Genomic DNA, 23,883 nt, shown 5'->3' with positions numbered 1-23,883 from the left:
ATACAGGAGAGATGTTTTTTAATTATCTATCATGTGCTTTTTTTATAACGATTTTATCTTCTTCTACAGAAACTGTTACATAATCATTTTCTTCTAACCGAAGCTTATTTACCGCTTCATCTGGTAGTTCTACAGCCATCAATCTATCTGTTATGATCACCTGACTATACAATTCATTTTCTTGTGATGCATTCACTACCTTTTCTTCATTTATGAAGCGCACTGGTGGCACACCCACTTCTTTTACTGTACGCCATTGTTTCCAAACATAAGGAATTAACCAAAGTAACCCAACAACTGTAAGACCGATACCAATCCATAAATTACTTTGTGCTTGTAATTCAGGAATTGAGATTGCAGTACCTTCTTCTCCACCGACAAATTGCATACTTGTCGCAATTAAATTATTAAGAGCATGCACAGCAATATTCGTCCATATATTTTTCGTTTTTATGTATAAAAGGCACATAACAACACCAAACATGAAAGCACCAATAACATCAAAGTGCCCTAAACCAAAAATAAGTGAAGATATAATTACAGCTTTTTTAATTCCCCATTTATAAGCCATTCGCTGTAAAAAGAATCCCCTAAAAATAATCTCTTCCATAATAGGTGCTAATACACATGCTGAAATGAAAGTAAATATCGTCATATATATGTTACTCGTATTAATAGCAGTTCCATCTTCTAACATGGTAACTAAGAAATTCGGTAACGTATGTGCTAATATGTAAAATTGAATATGAGATATACCGACTGAAAAAATCATTCCCATTATCGTTGCTAATAAAATGAGTCCCCACGGTAAACGTCCTGGCTTATCAAAGAAACTTTTAAAAACAACATTATTTTTATTTGCTTTTACGTACAACCAAAATAACGGAAATACAAAAAATACAGTTATTTGTGAAATAACCTCTAACGTGCTATCAGAAACATTTGATAAACCTAATGGAATCATCGTAAGAAACAACCCTATCATCATCCATCCAAAAAAGCTACGTAGTCTTATACGTGAAAATGCATATTGCAATATTGCACACCTCCAAAGATTGTTAAAGTAAAACTTTAATCCGTGCTTTATAGGGAATCCTTCTCCTACAAATAGCAGGATAACTATATTATAATATGAATATAGTTGAAAATCTTCCTATTTTTCTCAAATACTTTCGAGCAACGCATCTCTTAACATATATAATAACGAATTTATTGGATATACCATATCACAGTTCTTCAACTTCGTTACAACTTACATTTGCTGTACTTAAATAGCTGGAGAAGATCCGGTATTCTATCGCTAACAGCATCTCAAATTAACAATACAGAATACTAGAAATGTAAAAAACTATGTAATAAAAATCCCCGTTTTTACAAACGGGGATTTTTATTATTATAATACGTCACGTTTTTGGAATAATGCACTTGATGCTACAAGTAATACAGCAAAATATGCAGCTAAAAGTAATAATGAAGTTGTAAACGTAAATTCTGCAAATGGTGGCTCCATTCCACCGCTTACCAATTTATTACTGTCGTAAGCTCTTAAATCTAAATGGAAGAATACTACAAACTTCGCTACACCTTTTGCAAACATCATTAGTGCAATAGTAATTGCTCCTTGCAAGAAATATAAGAACAACGTAATAATTAATGGCAATACGGATTTTCTAAATACATTTGCTAAGAAAAAGGCAAGTGTTGCAAAGAAAAATGGTGATACAAGCTGATATAACATCGTTTTTAAAACAATTCCTAACGTTAAATCTGTTTTACTACCATCCATTACAATACCACCAATAATCGTTGCAATGAACATACCAGCAAATATGATAAATAGCATCGCTAATAACACAGTAATATATTTAGAAAATAAAACTGTAAGTCGTTTTCTTGGACGAATTAATAATTGTTTAATTGTACCTTTTTGGAACTCATCAGTAAGAGTACGGGCTGCAAGTGTGATCCCAAAAATTGTTGCGAATAAAACGATTAAACCAATCTCTGAGTTTGCATAATCTAAATACGACCCCTTAAACTCATCACCTTTTCCCCACTTCATCATTGCTAAATTTCCTAAAATTTCGAGTGCCGCAATGACACCGATTAAAATATACATACCTTTTTTCGCATGTAACTTTAAAAATTCATTTTGAATTAATTTAAACATTACGCTTTCACTCCCCCAGTAATCGCTAAGAATTCATCCTCTAACGTTTTATTTTGAACGGTAACACCATATACAAGCACATCAGCATGCACAAGTTTTTTTACAAGCTGTGGAATTCTCTCTTTTGTTACAGATGCCACAATTACATTCTCCTGTGCTTTACCTTTAATAATTTCATTCGCTTTCTGAACTTCATCTACTTCAAACGCTACTACTACTGTCTCATCATGTTTCGCCTGTTCATGTAAGTTGTACTCTTGTACAAACTCACCTTGTTTAATAATTACGACGCGATCACACATTAATTCAATTTCACTTAATAAGTGACTCGATACGATTACCGCGATATTCTCTTCTTTCGCTAGTCGTTGTAAATAATCACGAATTTGGCGAATACCAGCTGGATCTAATCCATTTGTCGGTTCATCTAAAATTAATATTTTCGGCTGATGAAGTAACGCCTGCGCAATTCCTAAACGTTGTTTCATACCAAGTGAGTATGTTTTTACCTTTTTATGAATTGCATGCTCTAATTCAACAAGCTTTACAATTTCAGCGATGCGCTCTTTATTAATAGGTGTAATTGCCATGTTCGCAAAATGCTTTAAGTTTTGCATACCAGTCATATAATCATATAGTTCCGGATTTTCTACAATCGCTCCAATTTGCTCTAACGCCTTTTCACGTTCCGTGCGAATGCTATGACCACAAATTGTAATATCGCCTTCTGTCATAGAAATAAGACCTGTCATCATACGAATTGTCGTCGTCTTACCACTACCGTTCGGTCCAAGGAATCCGTACACTTCCCCTTCTCGTACCTCAAATGATAAACCTCGAATAATTTCTGTTCTACCAATCTTTTTTCGAACATTTTCTAATTTTACTACTACATTTCCCAATGCCGATTCCTCCTTTAGACTTCTAGTTTTTTGTCGATTATGCGACCTGTAATGACTAGTAATATAATTGTTAATAAACAATTAAAACATAGATTTAAAACTGTAATATCTGTGCCAGAATAGAATGATGTATTTAAAAAGCCATTTTGATCTATAAATCCAATATTATTTATGGCAAACACATACTTTTCTATTTGATGAAAGATATACGTTATTCCCCCATTAAATGCGATAAAAATGAAGAATAAGACTACGCAAACAATCTTACTCATCGATGATTTCACATTGAATAGCTTCACAATTACTATAATTAAATAAACTGAAACTAGCATATTAACAAAATCTAGTCCCCATAAGAGAATAGATAACATATGATGGAATATTCCATAATCATATAAACTGTGGATCGCTTGCTGAACACCTAAATTTGTTTTTCCATTGTAAATATTTAAAGAAAAATAGTATAGAAAAATGATTCCTATTCCTAGTAAAATCATAAAGAGTAGTACAGAAAATAAAACATTTGCACATATATACTTTTGTGCTGAAATAGAAGTACAACGTAGCATAGAGTTTTTTAGCATTTTTCGAAAAGACGATATACCTGTTAGAAAAATTGCAAATCCATTTATACCTAGTACGATAAAAAATATAATAATGATTATATCTTGCCTACCTGAAATTCTAGCTCCTGAAACTCCTTTCATATTAAATAAAAGAATTAATGAAACTGTAATAAATCCGAAGTAAATAATGGCTATCTTTCTCTTATTACAATTATACAAATAACGAAAAAGCTGATTCATTTCTCATAGGCCTCCTTAAACAGCTCATGTACTGCTTTCCCTTTTTGAAATCGTAGTTCTTCCACATTTTCATGCAATATTATTTCTCCATCTTTCAAAAAGATTACTTCATCAAATATATTTTCGATTTCTCTTATTAAATGAGTCGATATAAGCAACGTACAATCTTCACGATAAAATTTAAGGATTAGCTCAAGTACATGTTCCCTAGAAACGAGATCTATCCCGCCAAGCGGTTCATCCAGTACGTATAACTTCGCTTTTCGAGAAAATGTTAAAATGATTTGTAGCTTCTCAATCATCCCTTTTGAAAATGCTTTAATTTTTTCTTCTAACGGTATTTTAAATTCCGCAATCGTATCTACCGCTTTTTGAATATCGAAGTCTTTATAAAAATCTCGATAGAAAAATAAAGCATCTTTTACAGTCATCCAATCATCAAAGACTGGCTTATCGGACATAAATGAAACAATTTCTTTCGTCTCTAACCCAACTTTTTTACCGTTAATTGTAATGCTACCTTCAGAAGGGTGCTGCAAACCTGCAATCATTTTCAATAACGTCGTTTTCCCGCTCCCATTATCTCCAACAAGCCCTATAATTTTCCCTTCCGTAATCTCTATGTTCAATTCACGAATCACTGCTTTTAACCCGTATCTCTTCCATAAGTTTTCTATTTTTAATAGTTCTGTCATTTGCTCTCCTCCCTCTTCTCATGTAAGGAAGAACGAAGAATTGAAAGGATTTCGTCTTCTGAAAACCCTAAGTTATCCATTCCATCTATAAAAGAATGAAGTAATTCTTTCGCCATATCTTTGCGCAGCTCCATAATTTTCTCCCCTTCATTCGTTACATATCGTCCCATTCCTCTACGCGTTACAACAACACCATCCCGTTCCAATTCTTGAAATGTTCGTTGAATTGTATTTGGATTTACTTGTAATTCACTCGCTAATTCACGTACAGAGGGAATTTTATCACCAGGCGATAAATGCCCAACTACAATTTCTTTTTTTATGTATTCCATTACCTGAATGTAAATGGGTGTATTTGGAGAAAATTCTATTTTCATTTCTTCCCTCCTTCTGTCTTAGTGTACTAGTTAAATAGTACACTAAGACAGAGTATATGTAAATACTTACAAATAAAATGTAATAAAAAGGCAGTGCAACTTTCGTTACACTGCCTCCTTGCAATCAAAACTAGTACAGTAAACAATATGATAGTTTTACTAGTTTGAATCCGTATATAATTTTATACAAAAATTACTTTCCTTTTACTTGCGCTAGTACAGATTTAAACGTATTAATAACTGTATCTACCTCTTCATAACTAATTGTAAGAGATGGTTCGATACGAATTGTTTTTGAGTTAATTAACGTTCCAGCAACGAGAATACCTTGATCAAACATTGCCTTTGACACTTCGTAACCAATCTCGTCTTTATGGAATTCAATACCAATCATTAAACCTTGACCACGAATTTCAAAGATTTTATCCTCGTGCCCTTCTGCTGCTTGTTTCAATCCATTTAAGAAATACGCCCCAACTTCAGCAGCACGTTCTGGTAATTTCTCTTCCAATAATACATGGATTGTTGCAATTGCAGCCGCACATGCCAGCGGATTCCCTCCAAATGTTGTTGTATGCATAAATGGATTTTCAAACCAACTTTGGAATACTTTTTCTTTCGCAACGATAGCTCCTGCTGGCATGACGCCTCCACCAAATGCCTTCGCCAGACAAATAATATCCGGCACAACATCATATAATTCCGCTGCAAACATTTTCCCTGTACGTCCCATTCCAGTTTGTACTTCATCGAAAATAAGGAGTGATCCAAACTCATCACAAAGCTCTCGTACTTGTTTCAAATAATTTTCTGGAGGTAAAATAATACCGCCCTCTCCTTGAATTGGTTCTAAAATAACTGCTGCAACATCTTCTCCCACTAATGCGCATGTCTCAAATGTTTTTCTCATCATATCAATATCGCCAAATGGGACATGACGGAAACCCGGAATTAATGGTAAAAATGGCTTGCGGAACATTCCTTTTGCCGTCCCAGATAAAGCACCAAGGCTCTTACCATGGAAAGCACGAGTTGTAGAAATGAAAGTTGTTCGTTCACTATACATTTTTGCTAGTTTTAATGCTGCCTCTACACTTTCAGTTCCACTATTTGTGAAGAAGGCATATTTCAAATCACCAGGTGTAATATCCGCTAAAATCTTTGCAAGAATCGCTCGAAGTGGATCTAGTAAATCTTGACTGTGTAATGCTTGACGCTTTAGTTGATCTGTCACAGCTTTTACTACTTTCGGATTACGGTGACCAACATTGTAAATTCCGAATCCACCTAAACAGTCAATGTATTTTTTACCATTAATATCCATAAAACAAGATCCTTCATCAGACCATTCTACTGCCGCAAATTGTCCATCCTTTGTTACTGTTTTTCTATATGCTAGAAAACCAGGATTCACATGCTCTCTAAATCCATCTACTGTTTCTTTTTGAATCCAGTTTGCTTCTTCTTCAGAAACTTTTTCTTTTTCAATTAACTGTAGTACTTTCGTAATATACTCATTTACATTTGAACCTTTTACATCTTGTTCATTCAATTTATTTTCCACGTTCGTTCCCATTTATTTCACTCCTATATTCTTTTTATTTGCAAACCAACCAATAGGTTCTACTTCTAGATTTATATTAATCTGCTTAATTTCTTGAAATTCCTCTAAACCAAACGTTCCTAGACTACGACCTATACCACTTTGCTTATATCCACCCCAAGGTGCCTCATTGTATGTTGGATGATAGCTGTTAATCCACGTAATTCCTGCGCGAAGCTTGCGAATTACACGCATTGCTTTCGCACCATCAACTGTAAATACCCCTCCAGCTAAGCCATAATCTGTACCATTTGCTAACTCAATTGCTTCCTGTTCATTTTTAAACTTTTGAATTACTACAACAGGACCGAAAATTTCTTCCTGTACAATGCGCATATCGGGTTTTACATTGACAAAGACCGTTGGTTCAATAAAGAAACCTTCACCTTTTCCATCAGTCAGTATTCGCTTACCTCCACAAGCGATGTCTGCGCCTTCGTCTTTCCCAATTTCAATGTAGCGTAATACTTTTTCCATATGTTCTTGACTTACAAGTGGTCCCATTTCTGATTCAGGATTATCACCAGGCCCAACGTTAATTTGCTGCGCTCGCTCCACAAAACTATTAATAAATTTATCGTAAACGCTTTCTTCAACAAGGATTCTCGATCCTGCTGAACATACTTGTCCGCTACCTGCATAAATACCAAATAGTGCATAATCAATAGCTGTTTCAAAATCTGCATCTGCAAAAATAATATTCGGTGATTTTCCTCCAAGTTCTAGCGAAATCTTTTTCATATTATCTGCTGCCGTTCTCATAATGTGCTTACCTGTTTTTGTTCCACCTGTAAAGGAAATCATATCCACCTTACTACTCGCTGCAATTTCATTCCCTACTATTGGGCCGGCCCCCATTACCATATTAGCAACACCTTTTGGTAGCCCTACTTTTTGAAGGATTTCAAATAGCTTTGTCGCAGTAATTGGTGTCACTTCAGAAGGTTTAAACACAATTGTATTTCCAGCTGCTAAAGCAGGTGCAATTTTCCATACACTCATCAATAGCGGATAATTCCATGGAACAATTAATCCACAAACACCAACTGGCTCTCTTACAACCATTGCTTGCATTGGATCGGCTACATGATATGTTTGCCCATCTGGCTTTGTAATCAATCCAGCATAATAGCGAAAACAAGCCGCTGCATCTCCAATATCTCCTTCTGCCTCACGGTATGTTTTTCCATTATCCATTGTTTCAAGATACACTAACTCTTCCATATTTTTATCAATTTCATCTGCTATTTTAAATAAATATGACGCCCTTTCAGCAGTGGATGTTTCTGACCAAATTCCACTATCGAAAGTCGCTCTTGCCACTTCGATTGCGTATTTTGTATCCTCAATTGTTCCCTCAGGTGCATATGCTATACCCTTGCCATTCGCAGGGTTAATTATTGTTCTTTTTTCTTGATTACTAGACTCTCTCCATTCACCGTTTACATACATTTTTAAATCTAGCACTATATTGAATCCTCCTTTATTGATCGTTTATATATTTATAAGCAAGTTTCATGCCAACATTTAAAACACAAAGGAATCCTATAAAAACTAACTATATTCTTACGTGTAATAAAAAAGAAGTATGCGTTGTTGCATACACTATTCCATTTTGCATAAAATAAAACGTATATCAGTACCATTACCATCTTTCATTTTGCTGAAATGTGAGATGATAGTACTTGCCACCCACGAATAGTGGAAAACTCGCTAAACTTACAAAAAAGGAGAGGTCTATGTGACCTTCTCCTTTTTTAGGAATACGAGATTATATCAGTTGGCATTCCTTTTTCACTGACAATCCTTTGATATTTTCGACTTACTGAAGATTGGCTAATGCCAAGAGCTTTTGCTGCCTTAGTCGTTGTTTTATACTGCTTCATTGCAAGTAAAATCAATTGTTCTTCTACAGAATGTAGTGCTTCTTGTAACGGTAATACTCTCGTAATAACTGGTTTTGATTTTTTAAAGTCATAACCGGGGGTTAAAAACTTACTAACAAACTCAGCTTCAATTACTGGATCGTCTGCTGATACTACTAAACGTTCAATCATATTTTGTAATTCACGTACATTTCCTGGCCATGAATAAAACTCTAGTAAGTTAAGTGCATCCGGAGTTAAATGATAGTTTTTATTATATTTTTCATTTAACTGTTGTAAAAAATGAAAAGCGAGTACTGGGACATCTTCCATTCGTTCTCGTAGAGGAGGCACTTGCAATGGAATTACATTTAAGCGATAAAATAAATCTTCACGGAACGTTCCTGCCTCTACCATCTTTTCCAGACTTTTATTTGTAGCGGCAATAATTTGTACATTTATTTTCGTAGGTATTGTACTTCCAATAGGAATTACTTCTTGTTCCTGCAGGACCCTAAGCAATTTCACCTGCAAATGTAGAGGCATTTCTCCAATTTCATCTAAAAATAAAATACCTTGATCAGCTCGCTTGAAATATCCTTCTTTTCCATTTTTATCTGCTCCTGTAAAAGCACCTTTTGTATAACCAAATAGTTCACTTTCTAACAAAGTTTCTGGAATTGCACCACAATTTAATTTTAAAAATGGCTTTGCAGATCGCTTTCCAAGTTGATGAATTGCTTGAGCAATTACTTCCTTCCCGACGCCCGATTCTCCGGAAATAAGAACATTGGAAGAGAAATCTGCTATTTTTTTAGCTTGGTTTATAATTTGCTCCATTTTCGGACTACAGTAAATAAGTTTCTTAAGAAAACGATCTTTATTTTTAAAATCATCTAATTCCTTCTTATATTGCTCTGATATTCTCTTTATTTCATGTAATTCCGTCTTTAATCTCGTAGCTTCTGTAATATCTCTTGAAGCAATAATAATACGATGAAGCTCTCCGTTTTCATCAAATACAGGATTTCCAACTGCCAATATTTTCCTTCCACTTTTTGTTTCTTGTACAACTGATACCTTTTTTTGTTGCTCCAATACTAATCGCGTAACAGATGGACTAAATAACCCTTTCTGTTCTAAGTCTAAAAGGTTTTTACCTAAAAGATCCTTCAAATTACTCCCCCAAAAATCATTAATAACGGTTTCACTGTAACGAATTAATTCCCCTTTATGATTAACAACTAATATTTCATCATAAATACTAGACAAAATTGCATGCAAATCTTTGTTTAAATCCTTTATATATTCAATTTCCATTGCCATGTCCTCAACCATCGGCAAATCTTGTACGATAATAACCATTCCTTCAATATTTCCATCAAAGTTTGGAATGGGACTGTAGTCAACTAATACACCCATCTCATTTGTGATTTGTAATTGATTCAAAATTGTCTTTCCCGTTGCAAATACGTTATTAATATGTCCTTCGTTAAAAATTTGTTCTGCTGGTACATTCATTACTCTTTCAGGTGTAGATTTAATCATCTTCAAACCAGATTCATTGCAATTTACAATTTTCTTTTCACGATCCACTACAAAAATCCCCATTGGAATAGACGTTAAAATAATTTTTAATATATCAACACTCTGATTTTCTTGTTTAAATAGTTCTGCAAAAACATCTTCTCTTCTTATATATCCTATTAACTCATCCATTTCATTTTTCACTATCGCAATCGGCGCTCCAATAATTTGAAACAGAGCTGTTAAAGAAATATTTTTACTAAGATAACATATTGTATCTAGCGAAACTGCATTTGCAAGCAATGCCTTGGAATGTAAGTCCTTACTGTTTGATAGCAGATCCTTGACATGAACGTATGCAAATAATTTCTCTCCCCTTTTTAAAAATAGAAAAGGTTCTTTTATATTTTCAACGTCTATATTCCATTCCTTTTCGGATTGATCGATAGGTAGAGAAACAATAGGTCTAATTTTATTACGAGCAATGGAAAACATTCTGCTATTCCTCCTTTGGGCTACTTAATTTGTATTGTATCATTAAATACAGATTTTTTTAATTAATCTGAAAATAAAACATTCTTTCCTTTACTTAATAAAAAAAGGAAGATGAGCACCTCCATCTTCCTCATTGTTCTATCATTAATCACTACCACTAACGAAAAGGTCTTCTTGAATATAAGCTAATACCATACCTGGAATTACTTTATCTCCTGCCTCTACTTCTAAAGAGTGAACTTCTCCGCTACATCCCATCTTAATTACTTCCAGTTTACCATTCATATCTTTAATCGAAAATAATGGCTCCCATTCATAAACTCGAGAATCCTTAACAATAGAAACTTTTTCAATTGTTCCATAGCATGGACTCGTAATAATATCATAGTACATAATCAATCATCCCCTTCTTTTATTCTATTAATATTGCTCTTCTAACCTTTGTGACTGAAGAATCATATAAAAAAAGCTTTGAAACTCTTCTATGTCTTCAATCTCAATTCCTAACCTCGGTGCCCAATATTGTTCCTCTACAATATCTTCTTGACTTAACAAAATCATTCTCCCATTTTGAATAGAGGTAACCATTGCTTTTCCAAGAAACTGTTGCGAATACGTAACAGCTATATCGTAACGATGACTTTTCGACAAAACACAATAATAACCGATTGGTTGTCTCTCCACTTCTTCTAATAAAATATCCAGTTTCATTTGAGCCCTCCTTTAGGTTAAAAATGCAACCAACCTCTTAGGCGCGATGCTTCTACAATCTTACGAACTCCTTCAATATAAGCAGCAATTTTCATATTTACTCCAAAGTGTTTTGAAGTGTCAAGTACGTTAGAAAAACTAGATGTAATTTTCTCCTTTAAACATTGATCAACATATTGCTCTGTCCAATAATATCCTTGATTATTTTGACACCATTCAAAATAAGAAACAATAACACCACCCGAGTTTGCTAAAATATCTGGAACAACCAAAACTCCCTTTTCTTCTAACATCGTTATCGCCTCTTTTGTTGTTGGACCATTTGCAGCCTCAATGATAATCTTACATCCAAGCTTTCCTGCATTATGTTTCGTAATGACTCCCCCAATTGCCGCTGGAATGAGTACATCACATTCTTTTTCTAACAACTCCTGATTAGAAATTGTTTTACTAAAGAGATTCGATACTACACCGAAAGAATCTCTGTTTTCTAATAAATAAGGAACATCTAAGCCGTCTGGATTATAAATTCCTCCTATAGCATCTGATACCCCAACTACTTTCACACCAATATCATATAAATATTTCGCCAAATACCCTCCAACATTCCCAAATCCTTGAATAATAACTCTCATATTTTGTAGTGGAATTTGTTTTAACTCACTTACTAACTGAAGCGTATACAATACACCTTTAGAAGTTGCTGTTTCCCGTCCTTGTGATCCTCCTAGCATTAATGGCTTCCCGGTTATAAAGCCTGGAGAGTCAAACTCCCTAATATGGTCATATTCATCTAGCATCCAAGCCATAATTTGCGCATTTGTGTACATATCAGGAGCCGGAATATCTTTCGTCGGTCCCACAATTTGACTTACTGCCCTTACATACCCACGACTCAATAACTCTAATTCTCTAAAACTCATCTCCTGTGGATTACAAATAATCCCGCCCTTTGCGCCTCCATATGGCAGTCCTGTCACTCCACATTTCAAGCTCATCCAGCCAGCAAGTGCTTTTACTTCTTCTGCCGTAACATCTGGATGGAATCTAATACCACCTTTCGTTGGCCCAGCTGCGTCATTATGCTGAGCACGATACCCTTGAAATACCTTTGTTGTTCCATCATCCATACGAACAGGAATACTTACTTCTAAAAAACGCATTGGTTTTTTCAGAAATTCAAATACTTCGTCTGGATAATGTAAAAAATGAAGCGCCTCTTTTAATATAGCTTGAAATTCCTCTAAAGGATTTTCAACCTCACCTGTATGTTTTTCTGACTGAATCGGCACGATAACACCCCGCTTTTTATTTTTACTAATTATACAAAGCAATAATCGTGCCAAGTGAAAATGCTACGATAATCATATTGTGTCACCCTCCTACTTATGACGCTTTGAATGACTTATGCAATACTGCATGATTATTAAATATAAAAAGCAAAAGACATCGGGATTTATCCGATGTCTTTTGCTTTTTACATTTCCTGCACTTCTTCAAAATGCATTTGCGGAGGAGCTAAGCGGAACATATTTGTAATATATAAAAGGTATCCCATTCCAATAGCAGCCCAGCAAATACCGAGAATAAGTGAATGAACATTGAGATTAAACCATAGTACTGCTACAGTACCAGCACCTAAAATAGGCATCACTAAAAAATTTAAACAGTCTTTTATCGTTTTATATCTTTTTTTCTTAATTACATAGTAGGAAATTACAGATAAATTAACAAATGTAAATGCAATAAGCGCTCCAAAATTAATAAGTGATGCTGCCGTTTCTAAATCAATGAATATCGCAGAGAGTGAAATAACTCCTACAATAATAATGTTATATACTGGCGTTCGCCAACGAGGATGAATGTATCCGAATATTTTTTTCGGAATGACATTATCTCGCCCCATTACGTACAATAATCTAGACACACTTGTATGAGAAGCTAAACCAGACGCGAGTGTCCCCATAAGCGTTCCTACTAAAAAGAAAGCTTGAAATAGTTTTCCACCAACATATAGCGCAATTTCTGGAGACGCTGATTCTTTATCTTTAAATACAGATGTATCTGGAAAGAAAGATTGTGTAAAATACGTAGTTGTAATGAATAAAACTCCACCGATTAAAGCAGTAAGAAAAATAGCCCGAGGTATTGTCTTCCTCGCGTTTGGTGTCTCTTCCGAAAATGTAGTTACTGCATCAAAACCTAAAAATGAAAAACAAAGAATTGTTGCACCTGCAACTAACGGTGATATTTGTATATCTGATTGAAAAAACGGCTGAATGGAAAAAACTTCTCCTGTTCCCTCTCCCGCTAATAAACCTTTTATAACTAGAAAAACAAACACGGCCATTACTAGCACTTGAAATATTACTAAAAACGTATTGAAGTTAGCAGTAACATTTACGCTAATAACATTTATAAGTGTAATCAGTAGAATAAAACCAATGACCCATATCCAATTAGGAACACTTGGAAAAAACGCTGACAAATAAATTCTCGTTAATAGTGCGTTCACCATCGGCAGAAACAAATAATCCAATAATGCGGACCATCCAACAAGAAACCCAAGTCTTGCACTAATTGTTTTCTGTGTATACGTATAAGCTGATCCTGCGGTAGGAAAAACCTTTACCATTTTGCCGTAGCTTGCAGCGGTAAACAACATCCCTGCTAATGCAATCAAATAAGCTCCTGGAACATGTCCACCCGTTTTTTCCGAAACGATTCCAAACGTATCAAATCCAACCATCGGTGTCATATACCCGACCCCTAGCATAACAATTGACCAAAGTCCTAATGAACGTTTTAAACCAACTACTTTTCCCACCTATCATTCCCCCTACTTTCTCTATCTCATTTTCATTTGAAAATTGACAGCGAAAAGGAAACGCTTTCAAATAGCTGTATACATCACACCAACTATTACAGTTCCCTTTTGTTTTTAAATATCATGCAATTTTCGAGCCAAAATGTATGTAATTAAAAAATTCAATTCGAAAGAAAACATATAGGTGGAATGAGGCCTCACTTCTTCTCATTTTTTATTCATTTTGACATAAGTTATTCAATCTCTCATACTGCTAAATATAAAAAATAAAACTTTAATTCGTGTTTTTTATTTTCACTCCCTTACAAATTTGGCTTTTATGAGATAGGAATATTTCCATGAAATAATAACATTATGTAAACTATCCATAGAAAAAAGCTGTCTTTTCTATAAAGACAGCTTTTTCTATGACACGATATTAAAAATTGAATGCGAAGTCATCGTCAGATAACTTTTCAACGTTCGTTGCTTTTACGTAACCATTTCCTTTTACAGAGAAGAAATCATGGTTTTTCGTATCTGTACGTAGACCATTTAAAACGATTGGGTTAATTTCTTCTTCTTCAAACTTCGGCTCAAGTCCTAAATTCATAAGTCCTTTATTCGCATTGTAGCGAACGAAACGATTTACATCATCTACAAGACCGATAGAAGTGTAAATTTCTTCTGTGTATGCCATTTCAATTTCATATAGTTCCATTAATAACTCTTGCGTTTCTTTTTGCACTTCTTGTTGATCTTCTGCAGAAAGCTCTGCGAAAAGTTGTTGTGCTAAAATACCGACGAATACGCCGTGAATGGACTCATCACGAATGATTAGGTTAATAATTTCACCACTTGCCGTCAATTTACCTTGACCTGCTAAGTAAAGTGGATAGAAGAATCCACTATAGAATAAGTAACTTTCTAAGAACACACTTGCTACCATTGCCATGTATAACTCTTTTTTCGTTACTTGAGGCTTTAATAAACGACGATAGTAACGAGTAATAATACCAGCCTTTTTCTCAAGTAATGGATGATTGTCTACCCATTCAAAAATATCATCAATTTCTTCTTCCGTAGCTAACGTTGTAAAAATATGACTGTAACTCTTCGCATGTACTTCTTCCATAGCTCCCATGAAAGCTAATACACTTTTTGCTTGTAAATTTTCAAGATGAACAAGTACAAGTGGCATCCCTTCGCCACCTTGTTTCGTATCTAAAAGTGTTAAACCACCTAATACACGCTTATAAGCAATTTGCTCTTCTTTTGATAATTGTGCCCAAGTATTTTTGTCAGAAGACACCGCGATTTCTTCTTCTGTCCAAAACTGAGCGATGTTTTGCTTCCAAAACATTAAACTAAAATCGTCTTCCTTTTTGTTCCAGTTTACCGCACGCATTCAATCGCCCCTTCTCTAAATAAACATGAAAAATTGATAACTAAGCATGAGCAGGGTTCAGAAAACCCTGCTCATAATGTCTCACTTTTTTATATTAAACGGTACAAGCTACGCACTCTTCCACGCTTAATTTACGTGTTCTCGTATAATACAGACTCTTTAAGCCTTTTTTATGTGCATAGATGTAGTAACGTGCTAACTCACGTGTTGAAATATCACTATTAACGTAAAGAATTGTACTAATTCCTTGGTCAATATGCTCTTGAATTTCTGCAATTAAATCAATTAATTTAAACTGATTCATATCGTAAGAAGATTTATAGTACCAGAACGTATCTTTTGATAAATACGGCATTGGATAATATGTTGTCGCATTCGCATACGTTCTTGATTCGATTTGACTTACGATCGGCATTACGCTTGAAGTTGCATTTTGAACGTAACTGATAGATTGTGTTGGAGCGATAGCAAGACGGTATGAATTATATAATCCATTCTTCTGCACTTGCTCTTTTAAACTTGTCCAATCTTCTTTTGTTGGAATATGAATTCCTTCAAATAGTTGCTGAACTTTTTCAGTTACTGGGCTGTAATCTGTCGTTTCATACTTCTCAAAGTATGTGCCGTTCGCATAATCAGACTTATCGAAGTCTTTAAATGTTTCGCCTTTTTCTTTAGCGATTTCCATACTTTTCTCAATAGAGTAGTAATTTAACATCATAAAGAATGTACGAGCGAACTCTTTCGCTTCTGCACTTTCATAACCGATTTTATTTTTTGCTAAATATCCATGTAAGTTCATTGCTCCAAGTCCAACTGAATGAAGCTCATCATTTGCTTTTTTCACAGTTGGTGCATTCGGAATGATTGTCATATCAGAAACAGCTGTTAAAGCTTCCATTCCTGCATGAACTGCTTCACGAATTTCTTTATTTTCCATTACATTTACGATATTTAGTGATCCTAAGTTACAGTTAATATCGCGGCGGATAATGTCATCTGTACCGTAATCATTTATTTCAGAAGTTTCTTGTAGCTGGAAGATTTCTGTCTCGAATGTTCAACCGAGTTCGCTACTCCTCAGTCCGTTGCTCATGCAACTGCTGTATGTCACCATACAGGACAGACTATATCATCACCTACAGCATTACCTGATTAGGTGCTCCGCTTTTCGAACGCCAATCACTTGCGCTCTACTCCCATAAGGGATAGTCGTTAGGCTTTTACTTATCTTAATCTTTCAGAAAGTCTCTTATTACTTTATGTTGTCTGATCACTCTGCTATACAAAATAATAAGATACATTCTGAACTTTTCTATGCTCATTCTAAGATAAGATTTAGCACGGTAGGTTACCTCAAACTTGAGGCTTTCCCCGTTTAACGGAGTTTTCGACTAGCATTTCTACTAGAAGGTGCTACATATTTAACACAAGTTCGACATCTTCACAGTTCCAATATCCTTCAGTGGATGCTGGTTATTTGCATTTGATTTAAACATTAAGTATGGGTAACCAGACTCAAGCTGAATCATTGCGATTTTAATAAGCATATCACGTGCACTAATATCTAGCGGCTTCTTCTTCACTTTCGGATTGCTCATTAATTCATCGTACATTTCATCAATGTCAATATCATCTAAATGCTTGCCATATTCTTTAAACACCGTATAAGGCGCGAAAACATGGAAAGGTTCGTTTTTCTCAGCAAGCTCAAAGAACTTACTTGGAACGATAATTCCGATTGATAGAGACTGAATACGGCTCTTCTCGTCGGCATTTATTTTCTTTGTATCAAGGAATTCGATAATATCCCAATGGAAGATGTTTAAGTATACTGCACCAGCACCTTTTCGTTGGCCAAGTTGATTCGCATATGAAAACGAATCTTCAAGCAATTTCATAACAGGTACTACACCACTTGCAGCGTTATCAATACCTTTAATTTGCTCACCACGTGCACGTAGCTTAGATAAGTTTAAAGCTACTCCCCCGCCAATTTTTGATAATTGCATTGCAGTATTAATGTTAAAGCCGATTGAATTTAAGCTATCGTCCATCTCTAACAAGAAACAAGACACCATTTCTCCTCTTCTGCTTCTTCCCGCATTTAAAAAGGTTGGTGTCGCTGGTTGGTAGTTTTGTTTTACAATCATGCTTGCGAATTGTTTTGCCTTCGCAACATCACCGCGTCCTAAGTATAATGACACAATTGCTACACGATCTTCATAGCTTTCTAAGTATTGTTTTTGATCATTCGTTTTTAACGCATAATCTTTGTAGAACTTAGATGCTGCCATATAAGATTGGAATTCGAAGTTTTCACCATAAGCGATGTTATATACTTCTTCTACTTCCTCCAAGCTATACTCGTCCAGAACGTTGTAATAGTAATCATGTTCTTTCATATACTCCATTCGCTCTGCCACGCTATTAAAAGGAACGGTATTCTCTCTAGCTTCTTCCATAAAGACTTCTAATGCCTCTTTATCTTTATGAAGCTGATAAAAACCGTCCTGCATTTGCGTGATTTCATTATTCAGTTCAATGTGTCGCAATCTCCCGCACCCTTTCCTTAAAATATTCTACATCGTTATTTGTTCCTGATAACTCAAATTTTGATACAATAGGCACTTCATATTTAGCAGAAATTTTGTCAGCACTTGCACCGAACATGTCTCCCCAGTTACGATTGCCGCTTGCAGATACGCCTTTTAATTTGTCATTATTGCGCTCTAAAAATTCTAAAACACGTTCTGGTACATTGCCAAAACCTGTTGTATACGTAATAAGAATAAAGTCTTCATCTATTACTAGATCTTCACCAATTTGAACGGCCGGCATATTTAATTTGTGAATGAAACGCTTCACGTTTCCTGTCATAGAATCATATGCAACTAACATTTCCGACCCTCCCTCTCCAATCTATACTCTTTGTATGTCGTTTCTTGATTTCTCTATATATTGTATTACGTTTCAAAACAAGACACAAGATATATGTATAAATTCTTTCTTTTTTTAACTTTTACTTTTCGACAAGACCGCCGATTTTTTTCAATACAATGACTATGAAACAACATTCTAAAACTCATGTCAATAAAGTGCTTTTCAAAAAAGTTGTCAACGAATTTAACCTCATTTTAAAAAAAGTTAACAATATATTTTGTCATAAAACGGCAAATGCTGGAGGAATATATTTCTCCAGCATCACGCAAAAAAGAACAGACATGAAACGATAATCTGTTCTAACAAACGATTACATTTATCAATTTTACTTTATTAAATATTATACATATACTTTCGTTGCTCGTTACATAATAAAAGATAACTATTATAGAAAAAGATTATTATTATGGCGTTTCAATTTATGTATGAAAAGTTTATTCAGAGTGCTCAATACGCAAAATATCTTTTACAAATATGTGATGCGGATTCTCATCTTTATCAAGCATTGTACATACAGGAGCTTCTTCATCAAAGTATACGATCATTCCTTCTACGTACTCATATGTCTGTTGAACTTGTACAGTTACTTTAATTTCTGCCGCTTGCTCATGCGCCCTTTTTATTTTCTGAAGCATTTTTGTTGAACATTTTCGTTTCTCTGGATACATAACCATTCCCATACATCTATTTCCGGCTCTATCTTTCCACATATAATCCCAATGCGGTAAAATGCCTTGTTTAAAATCGCCCATAATTCTCCTCCCCTTTATCTTCTATTTATGAACGTGGCGTTTTTGAATATGTATAAATTACCTGTCCGCCGCGTTGTGCGTTCCCAATAATATGTTTAAAATCTTCTCGACTTACTACAACTTTCCTAAACGTATAAAATACATCTTTCGTTACAACATACTCCTTTATCTCACCATTTTTCAGCTGATCCAAAATTGTATTTGCTAATTGTTCATCCATGTATTTCACCTCTATGCAATATTTTATTTTATCGTATCTTTTATCGGTCAACAACTGTAAATTTTTCCTGTTGCTATGCCTTCATTTCATTTTCATTATTTTACAAGCAGTATTGCTTTATTATATGTCCACTAAATATCATATACTAACATAGCTACTTCTCTATATCAAACATTTTGGCATTCAATCATACAAAGTTCCATACCACTATGTTACAATATATAAATAGAACTAGGAGGGATACTATGATTCGGAAAGCAACAAAGACAGATGCAAAGGCAATATCTCCTTTATTGTATAATGCTCTGCATGAAATTGCTGAAAAAATCACTGGTAGCACAGTTGAAGCAAATGTATTACTAGGACTTGAAAAATGGTTCGTAAAAGAAAATAATCGGTTGAGCTATGAAAACTGTTTAGTGGCGGAACAAGATGGAAAGGTAGTTGGGGTTATTGTCGCTTATCACGGTAGTGACGTTGAACAACTTGATGCACCAATCATACGCCACTTAAGAGAACTACATGAAGATGAATCCATTACGTTAGAAAAAGAAGCCGAACTTGATGAGTATTATATTGACACGTTGTCAGTTTCAAATATGTACGGCGGACGTGGCATTGGCTCTAAGTTAATCGATGCAGCTGAACTTCATGCAGCTGAAACAGGTTATGAAAAAATCGCCTTACTTGTTAATTTAGAAAACAAGCGTGCTTTTTCACTGTATGAAAAACTAGGTTACAACAAAGATAAAACCGTAATGCTCGTTGGCGAACCTTATGCTCATCTAATAAAACCATTACGTACATTGGTTTCTATATCTTAAAAAAAAGCACACGATTTTATATAAAATCGTGTGCTTTTAAGTTAATTTTGTATTTAATACACTTCCACTCATCGCCTCATGGAACGTATACTTTGTATATCCCCACGGCTTCCGATGAAAAATAGGAGGTCCAGACCATCCCATCGCCCTCAGTTCCGCACCAATCATGGCATTAAAATAGCTATGTCCTACTATCGCGATTTTCCCGTGCACCATTGCATAGTGATGTAACATGTTAGCAGCTTCTTTTGCTCTTCCCCTTGCTTCCTTATACGACTCAACATCTTTATGATACCCAACCATCCATAAAGCACGTCCAATAAAAAACCAAGTCCCCGGCTTACATTTAAACCATTCTGGTGCAAAAAAACTCGACGGTACTTCTACTTCCCTAAAAAGAGAATTTTGCACAAAGGACAAAGAATTCATTAATTCCGCTGCTGACTGTACAGCACGTCTTTGATCACTCGATACAATTAAATTTGCCGATTCTACTGCCTCAATTGTTTCAATCGGTATGTTACATTCCCTACTCATACTATCTACATCATATCTCTTCAGCCATTCATGAAATGAAGTAATTGTCATCGGTTCTATAGTACTATTCAAGCGACCATGACGAATAAAAGATATCCACATTCTTTTCACTCTCCATTCATCACTTACGAACTATATTATGTACTATTTCTTACATTCATCATAACATGCTGAAAATAAAAGTTACATATTGTTACATATCTCCGCCACTACTATGAGTAACTGAAGCATCTATTCCATCAAAATATGTATTCGTTTCATGTTGACGAATTTTCTTCAACTGTGTATAAGAAAATAAATAGAAGAACAAAGCTATAAAGATCCCCATAATTTCAAACATTATTTTACCGCTCCTATTTCCCCATATTAAACAGACCAACATCCATTTTCATTATAAAGATATAAACACTTTTTCTCCAGCATCATATGAAATATGGATATTATCTTACAAAATATGAATATTTTTCGACTTTTTCCTTTGAAAACATTTACAAAACAGGAAACATAGTTCAAAATAAAGGAAAATAAAAAATCCCAAATTATTCTTTTTTGGAAAAACTGTAACAAGGAGAGTTGCTTATGCAGATCGCAGAAACTGGAGATATCATCGAATTTAAAGGTGGAATGCAAGGCCGTGTTCAAAAGGTAAATCAAAACTCTGTTATTGTTGATATAACAATTATGGAGAATTTTAGAGAACTAGATATGGAACCTCTTACAGTTGTAAGTCATAAAAACTATACTGTCATTAATCAAAATGCATAATATAATAGAAAGAAAAGTCCTGTATACTATACAGGACTTTTCTTTCTATTAACGATTATCAATCGTTTCCGGATATAGATCGTGGTTCATCATACGGTAATCTGCCATTTGTTCATACTTCGTTCCTGGTCGACCGTAGTTGCAATATGGATCAATTGAAATACCACCACGTGGTGTGAATTTGCCCCATACTTCAATGTAACGCGGATCCATTAATTTAATTAAATCATTCATAATTACATTCATACAATCTTCGTGGAAGTCACCGTGATTGCGGAAGCTAAATAAATATAACTTTAAAGATTTACTCTCTACCATTCTTTGTTCAGGAATGTAGCTAATATAAATTGTTGCAAAGTCTGGTTGTCCTGTTTTCGGACATAAGCTTGTAAATTCAGGACAATTGAATTTTACAAAGTAATCACGGTTTGGATGGTTATTATCAAATACCTCTAAAATTTCTGGGCTATATTCAAATAAATATTTTGTATTTTGATTTCCTAATAATGTTACATCTTTTAAATCTTCATCTAATCTTCCTGCCATTTTAAACATCCCTTCTCTTTATACGCCTCGTTTATTTCCCCATACTAACGCATGAAGCTGCGGCAATACTTTCGCATCATTCATTTCTTTACAATTAACAGCTTTTTCAATAAGCCACTCATACTTATCTAATAATTTTTTAATAAGCATTGCATCATCCACTGTTTTCGTATCATCGTTCCCTACTTGTAAGAAAAATGGTACAGATGGATAACGTTCGTGCATCTTAACTGCATATTCAAAGTCGCGATCATCGAATACTACTACTTTTAAGCTAATATCTTTTCCTGCTAGTTTCTGAATTACAGCATCTAACTTTTGATAATCTGTTTTCATTCCCGAACTTGGTGGTTTTGGCGAAATGGTTATCTCATCAATTTGAAGTAACCAATCTTGCCATTTACTCCCTTGTGTTTCTATCGCCGTTCGCATCCCATTCTCTTTTAATATAGAAAGAAGCGACTCAATATTTTTCAATAAAACAGGATTCCCACCCGAAATCGTAACATGAGAGAAATTTTCTCCTCCAATTTCAACAAGCTCATTCCAAATGTCTTCCGCTGGCATTTGTCTAATTTGATCTTTTGCCGATCCATCCCATGTAAAAGCAGAATCACACCAAGAACAGCTATAGTCACAGCCAGCAGTTCGAATAAACATAGTCTTTTGCCCGACAACCATGCCTTCTCCTTGAATAGTCGGACCGAATATTTCTAAGACAGGGATTTTACTCATCGAGCATCCACTCCCGTCTTACTTCCGCATAACTAGTTGGCGTCTCAAATAGACGAACAAATTCAACACGAGCTCCTTTATATTCGTTCACACGATTATCTTTCGTTAATGCTTCTGCCATCTTTTCATAAATCCAAACGACCATATTCTCAGCAGTCGTATTCATCGCTGGTAATGTTTCGTTTAAATAACGATGATCTAAATATATTTCAATTTCGTTTTTCCAAATTTCTTTTATATCTCCAAAATCAATTGCAAGGCCTATTTCATTTACATATCCACTAATCCCAAATACAACTTTATATGTGTGACCATGTAAGTTTTTACATTTCCCTTCATAACAGTGTAAATGGTGTGCTGCATCAAATGTAAATTCCTTGCTGACCATTACTCTTTTATTATGATATTTGAGTTGTTTACGTTGAATATCCTTGTCCATTTTTTGCAAATTTTCTACGATGCGAAATCCAAAGAAATTATCCATTAGTTGTTCGCTCCTTCGCGTTCTTGTAAGTACGTATCTAATCCTGCTTTACGAAGTTGACATGCTGGACATTCACCGCAACCATCACCAATGATTCCGTTATAACATGTTAATGTTTTTTCTCTAACAAACTCGAATGCGCCAAGTTCATCAGATAATTTCCACGTGTCTGCTTTATCAATCCACATAAGTGGTGTATGAATGACAAATGGATAATCCATAGATAAATTTAATGTAACGTTTAACGATTTCACAAACACGTCACGGCAATCTGGGTAACCACTAAAATCAGTTTCACATACACCCGTTACAATATGACGTGCCTCAACTTGTTTTGCTAATACAGCAGCAAATGATAAGAATAGTAAATTTCGTCCATCTACAAATGTCGATGGCAATTCACCTTCTTCATGTGTAATCTCCATATCCGTTCTCGTTAACGCATTTGGAGCAAGTTGATTTAATAGACTCATATCTAGTACCGTATGTTTAATTCCTAGCTCTTTCGCAATTTCCACTGCACAATCAATTTCTAATTTATGACGTTGATTGTAATTAAACGTTACAGCTTCTACTTCTGCAAACTGCTCTATTGCCCAAAATAAACATGTTGTACTATCTTGTCCACCACTAAAAACAACAACTGCTTTTTCTTTTTTCATTTCACTCATTCTCCTTCTCTACTACGAATAAGAAGAAAGAACGTTCTTGA

General features: G+C 34.8%; 26 protein-coding genes and 1 pseudogene. 2 read left to right on the top strand and 25 right to left on the bottom strand.

Annotation, left to right across the window (positions count from 1 at the left end; genetic code table 11):
- Positions 1–22: 22 nt before the first annotated feature.
- The 19 genes and pseudogenes from JDS81_RS22195 to JDS81_RS22105 all read right to left on the bottom strand — a co-directional run bounded on the left by JDS81_RS22195 (position 23) and on the right by JDS81_RS22105 (position 19,280).
- Positions 23–1,036, bottom strand: a complete 1,014-nt coding sequence (locus JDS81_RS22195) for a CPBP family intramembrane glutamic endopeptidase (protein ID WP_097954201.1) — start codon at positions 1,034–1,036, stop codon at positions 23–25.
- Between the two features lie 357 nt (positions 1,037–1,393).
- Positions 1,394–2,170, bottom strand: coding sequence for an ABC transporter permease (locus JDS81_RS22190; protein WP_000475420.1), 777 nt, complete (start codon positions 2,168–2,170; stop codon positions 1,394–1,396).
- The gene (locus JDS81_RS22185; protein ID WP_000528809.1) at positions 2,170–3,072 is read right to left on the bottom strand and encodes an ABC transporter ATP-binding protein; all 903 of its coding nucleotides are present in this window, start codon (positions 3,070–3,072) and stop codon (positions 2,170–2,172) included. Before JDS81_RS22185 ends, JDS81_RS22190 begins: the two co-directional genes overlap by 1 nt.
- Positions 3,073–3,086: 14 nt before the next feature.
- Complete coding sequence (locus tag JDS81_RS22180; protein WP_097954202.1) at positions 3,087–3,878, bottom strand: ABC transporter permease; 792 nt, start codon at positions 3,876–3,878, stop codon at positions 3,087–3,089.
- Positions 3,875–4,573 (bottom strand): ABC transporter ATP-binding protein, encoded by a 699-nt coding sequence (locus JDS81_RS22175; RefSeq protein ID WP_097954203.1) that lies wholly within the window; start codon positions 4,571–4,573, stop codon positions 3,875–3,877. Before JDS81_RS22175 ends, JDS81_RS22180 begins: the two co-directional genes overlap by 4 nt.
- On the bottom strand, positions 4,570–4,950 hold the full coding sequence (locus JDS81_RS22170; protein ID WP_000687521.1) for a GntR family transcriptional regulator: 381 nt from the start codon (positions 4,948–4,950) through the stop codon (positions 4,570–4,572). The genes JDS81_RS22175 and JDS81_RS22170 overlap by 4 nt, the downstream gene beginning before the upstream one ends.
- Before the next feature lie 193 nt (positions 4,951–5,143).
- Entirely contained in the window at positions 5,144–6,526 is a 1,383-nt protein-coding gene (locus JDS81_RS22165; protein ID WP_000537092.1) for a putrescine aminotransferase, read from the bottom strand.
- Entirely contained in the window at positions 6,527–8,020 is a 1,494-nt protein-coding gene (locus JDS81_RS22160) for an aldehyde dehydrogenase family protein (protein WP_097954204.1), read from the bottom strand.
- Positions 8,021–8,310: 290 nt separating this feature from the next.
- The gene (locus JDS81_RS22155; protein ID WP_000491359.1) at positions 8,311–10,440 is read right to left on the bottom strand and encodes a sigma 54-interacting transcriptional regulator; all 2,130 of its coding nucleotides are present in this window, start codon (positions 10,438–10,440) and stop codon (positions 8,311–8,313) included.
- 144 nt (positions 10,441–10,584) lie between these two features.
- Positions 10,585–10,833 carry a biotin/lipoyl attachment domain-containing protein gene (locus JDS81_RS22150; protein WP_000291046.1) on the bottom strand — a complete coding sequence of 83 codons (249 nt, stop codon included), beginning with the start codon at positions 10,831–10,833 and terminating at the stop codon, positions 10,585–10,587.
- Between the two features lie 27 nt (positions 10,834–10,860).
- Positions 10,861–11,151 carry an SAV0927 family protein gene (locus JDS81_RS22145; RefSeq protein WP_000762558.1) on the bottom strand — a complete coding sequence of 97 codons (291 nt, stop codon included), beginning with the start codon at positions 11,149–11,151 and terminating at the stop codon, positions 10,861–10,863.
- 17 nt (positions 11,152–11,168) lie between these two features.
- A complete protein-coding gene (locus tag JDS81_RS22140; RefSeq protein ID WP_015000270.1) occupies positions 11,169–12,443 on the bottom strand; it encodes a Glu/Leu/Phe/Val family dehydrogenase in 1,275 nt (424 codons plus the stop codon).
- Between the two features lie 185 nt (positions 12,444–12,628).
- A complete protein-coding gene (locus JDS81_RS22135; RefSeq protein WP_000521244.1) occupies positions 12,629–13,978 on the bottom strand; it encodes an APC family permease in 1,350 nt (449 codons plus the stop codon).
- 418 nt (positions 13,979–14,396) lie between these two features.
- Entirely contained in the window at positions 14,397–15,365 is a 969-nt protein-coding gene (gene nrdF / locus JDS81_RS22130) for a class 1b ribonucleoside-diphosphate reductase subunit beta (RefSeq protein WP_001203010.1), read from the bottom strand.
- 94 nt (positions 15,366–15,459) lie between these two features.
- Positions 15,460–16,410 carry a ribonucleotide reductase large subunit gene (locus JDS81_RS22125; protein ID WP_073990709.1) on the bottom strand — a complete coding sequence of 317 codons (951 nt, stop codon included), beginning with the start codon at positions 16,408–16,410 and terminating at the stop codon, positions 15,460–15,462.
- 382 nt (positions 16,411–16,792) lie between these two features.
- A pseudogene (locus tag JDS81_RS22120) lies at positions 16,793–17,920 on the bottom strand (ribonucleotide reductase N-terminal alpha domain-containing protein); the annotation flags it as partial.
- Entirely contained in the window at positions 17,907–18,266 is a 360-nt protein-coding gene (gene nrdI, locus JDS81_RS22115) for a class Ib ribonucleoside-diphosphate reductase assembly flavoprotein NrdI (RefSeq protein ID WP_000959449.1), read from the bottom strand. The gene nrdI and the pseudogene JDS81_RS22120, both read right to left, overlap by 14 nt.
- A 476-nt stretch (positions 18,267–18,742) precedes the next feature.
- Positions 18,743–19,060 (bottom strand): hypothetical protein, encoded by a 318-nt coding sequence (locus JDS81_RS22110; protein ID WP_000502191.1) that lies wholly within the window; start codon positions 19,058–19,060, stop codon positions 18,743–18,745.
- A 25-nt stretch (positions 19,061–19,085) separates the two neighbouring features.
- The gene (locus JDS81_RS22105) at positions 19,086–19,280 is read right to left on the bottom strand and encodes a hypothetical protein (RefSeq protein ID WP_000344286.1); all 195 of its coding nucleotides are present in this window, start codon (positions 19,278–19,280) and stop codon (positions 19,086–19,088) included.
- Positions 19,281–19,525: 245 nt separating this feature from the next.
- On the opposite strand from JDS81_RS22105, the gene JDS81_RS22100 reads away from it, so the two are divergent.
- Positions 19,526–20,104 (top strand): GNAT family N-acetyltransferase, encoded by a 579-nt coding sequence (locus tag JDS81_RS22100; protein WP_000619578.1) that lies wholly within the window; start codon positions 19,526–19,528, stop codon positions 20,102–20,104.
- Positions 20,105–20,140: 36 nt separating this feature from the next.
- Here the strand turns inward: JDS81_RS22100 and JDS81_RS22095 are convergent, their stop codons facing one another.
- Entirely contained in the window at positions 20,141–20,743 is a 603-nt protein-coding gene (locus JDS81_RS22095; RefSeq protein WP_000264990.1) for a histidine phosphatase family protein, read from the bottom strand.
- Positions 20,744–20,834: 91 nt separating this feature from the next.
- On the bottom strand, positions 20,835–20,981 hold the full coding sequence (locus JDS81_RS22090) for a hypothetical protein (protein WP_000461686.1): 147 nt from the start codon (positions 20,979–20,981) through the stop codon (positions 20,835–20,837).
- 239 nt (positions 20,982–21,220) lie between these two features.
- On the opposite strand from JDS81_RS22090, the gene JDS81_RS22085 reads away from it, so the two are divergent.
- Positions 21,221–21,406, top strand: coding sequence for a YkvS family protein (locus JDS81_RS22085; protein WP_001165081.1), 186 nt, complete (start codon positions 21,221–21,223; stop codon positions 21,404–21,406).
- A 48-nt stretch (positions 21,407–21,454) separates the two neighbouring features.
- On the opposite strand, the gene queF is transcribed toward JDS81_RS22085, so the two are convergent.
- Genes queF through queC form a run of 4 tightly spaced genes read right to left on the bottom strand, consistent with a single transcriptional unit; the run spans position 21,455 to position 23,833 of the window.
- Positions 21,455–21,952: a preQ(1) synthase gene (gene queF / locus JDS81_RS22080; protein ID WP_000918895.1), complete on the bottom strand. Its 498-nt coding sequence runs from the start codon at positions 21,950–21,952 to the stop codon at positions 21,455–21,457.
- Between the two features lie 18 nt (positions 21,953–21,970).
- Positions 21,971–22,687 (bottom strand): 7-carboxy-7-deazaguanine synthase QueE, encoded by a 717-nt coding sequence (queE, locus tag JDS81_RS22075; RefSeq protein ID WP_000036309.1) that lies wholly within the window; start codon positions 22,685–22,687, stop codon positions 21,971–21,973.
- The gene (gene queD, locus JDS81_RS22070) at positions 22,680–23,171 is read right to left on the bottom strand and encodes a 6-carboxytetrahydropterin synthase QueD (protein WP_000368413.1); all 492 of its coding nucleotides are present in this window, start codon (positions 23,169–23,171) and stop codon (positions 22,680–22,682) included. The genes queE and queD overlap by 8 nt, the downstream gene beginning before the upstream one ends.
- Entirely contained in the window at positions 23,171–23,833 is a 663-nt protein-coding gene (gene queC, locus JDS81_RS22065; RefSeq protein WP_000711602.1) for a 7-cyano-7-deazaguanine synthase QueC, read from the bottom strand. Before queC ends, queD begins: the two co-directional genes overlap by 1 nt.
- Positions 23,834–23,883 lie beyond the last annotated feature (50 nt).

The organism is Bacillus cereus group sp. N31, from assembly GCF_016483245.1.
Classification (GTDB): Bacteria; Bacillota; Bacilli; order Bacillales; family Bacillaceae_G; genus Bacillus_A; species Bacillus_A toyonensis.
Note: the sequence above shows the minus strand (reverse complement) of the source record. Positions and strands in the feature narration are given on the sequence as shown.

Coding starts and splice junctions, on each gene's coding strand:
- queC (WP_000711602.1), bottom strand. CDS start 23,833: ATGAAAAAAGAAAAAGCAGTTGTTGTTTTTAGTGGTGGACAAGATAGT.
- JDS81_RS22155 (WP_000491359.1), bottom strand. CDS start 10,440: ATGTTTTCCATTGCTCGTAATAAAATTAGACCTATTGTTTCTCTACCT.
- JDS81_RS22180 (WP_097954202.1), bottom strand. CDS start 3,878: ATGAATCAGCTTTTTCGTTATTTGTATAATTGTAATAAGAGAAAGATA.
- queF (WP_000918895.1), bottom strand. CDS start 21,952: ATGGCAGGAAGATTAGATGAAGATTTAAAAGATGTAACATTATTAGGA.
- queD (WP_000368413.1), bottom strand. CDS start 23,171: ATGGATAATTTCTTTGGATTTCGCATCGTAGAAAATTTGCAAAAAATG.
- JDS81_RS22145 (WP_000762558.1), bottom strand. CDS start 11,151: ATGAAACTGGATATTTTATTAGAAGAAGTGGAGAGACAACCAATCGGT.
- JDS81_RS22090 (WP_000461686.1), bottom strand. CDS start 20,981: ATGTTTGAAATTATGGGGATCTTTATAGCTTTGTTCTTCTATTTATTT.
- JDS81_RS22165 (WP_000537092.1), bottom strand. CDS start 6,526: ATGGGAACGAACGTGGAAAATAAATTGAATGAACAAGATGTAAAAGGT.
- nrdI (WP_000959449.1), bottom strand. CDS start 18,266: ATGTTAGTTGCATATGATTCTATGACAGGAAACGTGAAGCGTTTCATT.
- JDS81_RS22175 (WP_097954203.1), bottom strand. CDS start 4,573: ATGACAGAACTATTAAAAATAGAAAACTTATGGAAGAGATACGGGTTA.
- queE (WP_000036309.1), bottom strand. CDS start 22,687: ATGAGTAAAATCCCTGTCTTAGAAATATTCGGTCCGACTATTCAAGGA.
- JDS81_RS22095 (WP_000264990.1), bottom strand. CDS start 20,743: ATGTGGATATCTTTTATTCGTCATGGTCGCTTGAATAGTACTATAGAA.
- JDS81_RS22190 (WP_000475420.1), bottom strand. CDS start 2,170: ATGTTTAAATTAATTCAAAATGAATTTTTAAAGTTACATGCGAAAAAA.
- JDS81_RS22105 (WP_000344286.1), bottom strand. CDS start 19,280: ATGGATGAACAATTAGCAAATACAATTTTGGATCAGCTGAAAAATGGT.
- JDS81_RS22150 (WP_000291046.1), bottom strand. CDS start 10,833: ATGTACTATGATATTATTACGAGTCCATGCTATGGAACAATTGAAAAA.
- JDS81_RS22110 (WP_000502191.1), bottom strand. CDS start 19,060: ATGGGCGATTTTAAACAAGGCATTTTACCGCATTGGGATTATATGTGG.
- JDS81_RS22100 (WP_000619578.1), top strand. CDS start 19,526: ATGATTCGGAAAGCAACAAAGACAGATGCAAAGGCAATATCTCCTTTA.
- nrdF (WP_001203010.1), bottom strand. CDS start 15,365: ATGCGTGCGGTAAACTGGAACAAAAAGGAAGACGATTTTAGTTTAATG.
- JDS81_RS22085 (WP_001165081.1), top strand. CDS start 21,221: ATGCAGATCGCAGAAACTGGAGATATCATCGAATTTAAAGGTGGAATG.
- JDS81_RS22170 (WP_000687521.1), bottom strand. CDS start 4,950: ATGAAAATAGAATTTTCTCCAAATACACCCATTTACATTCAGGTAATG.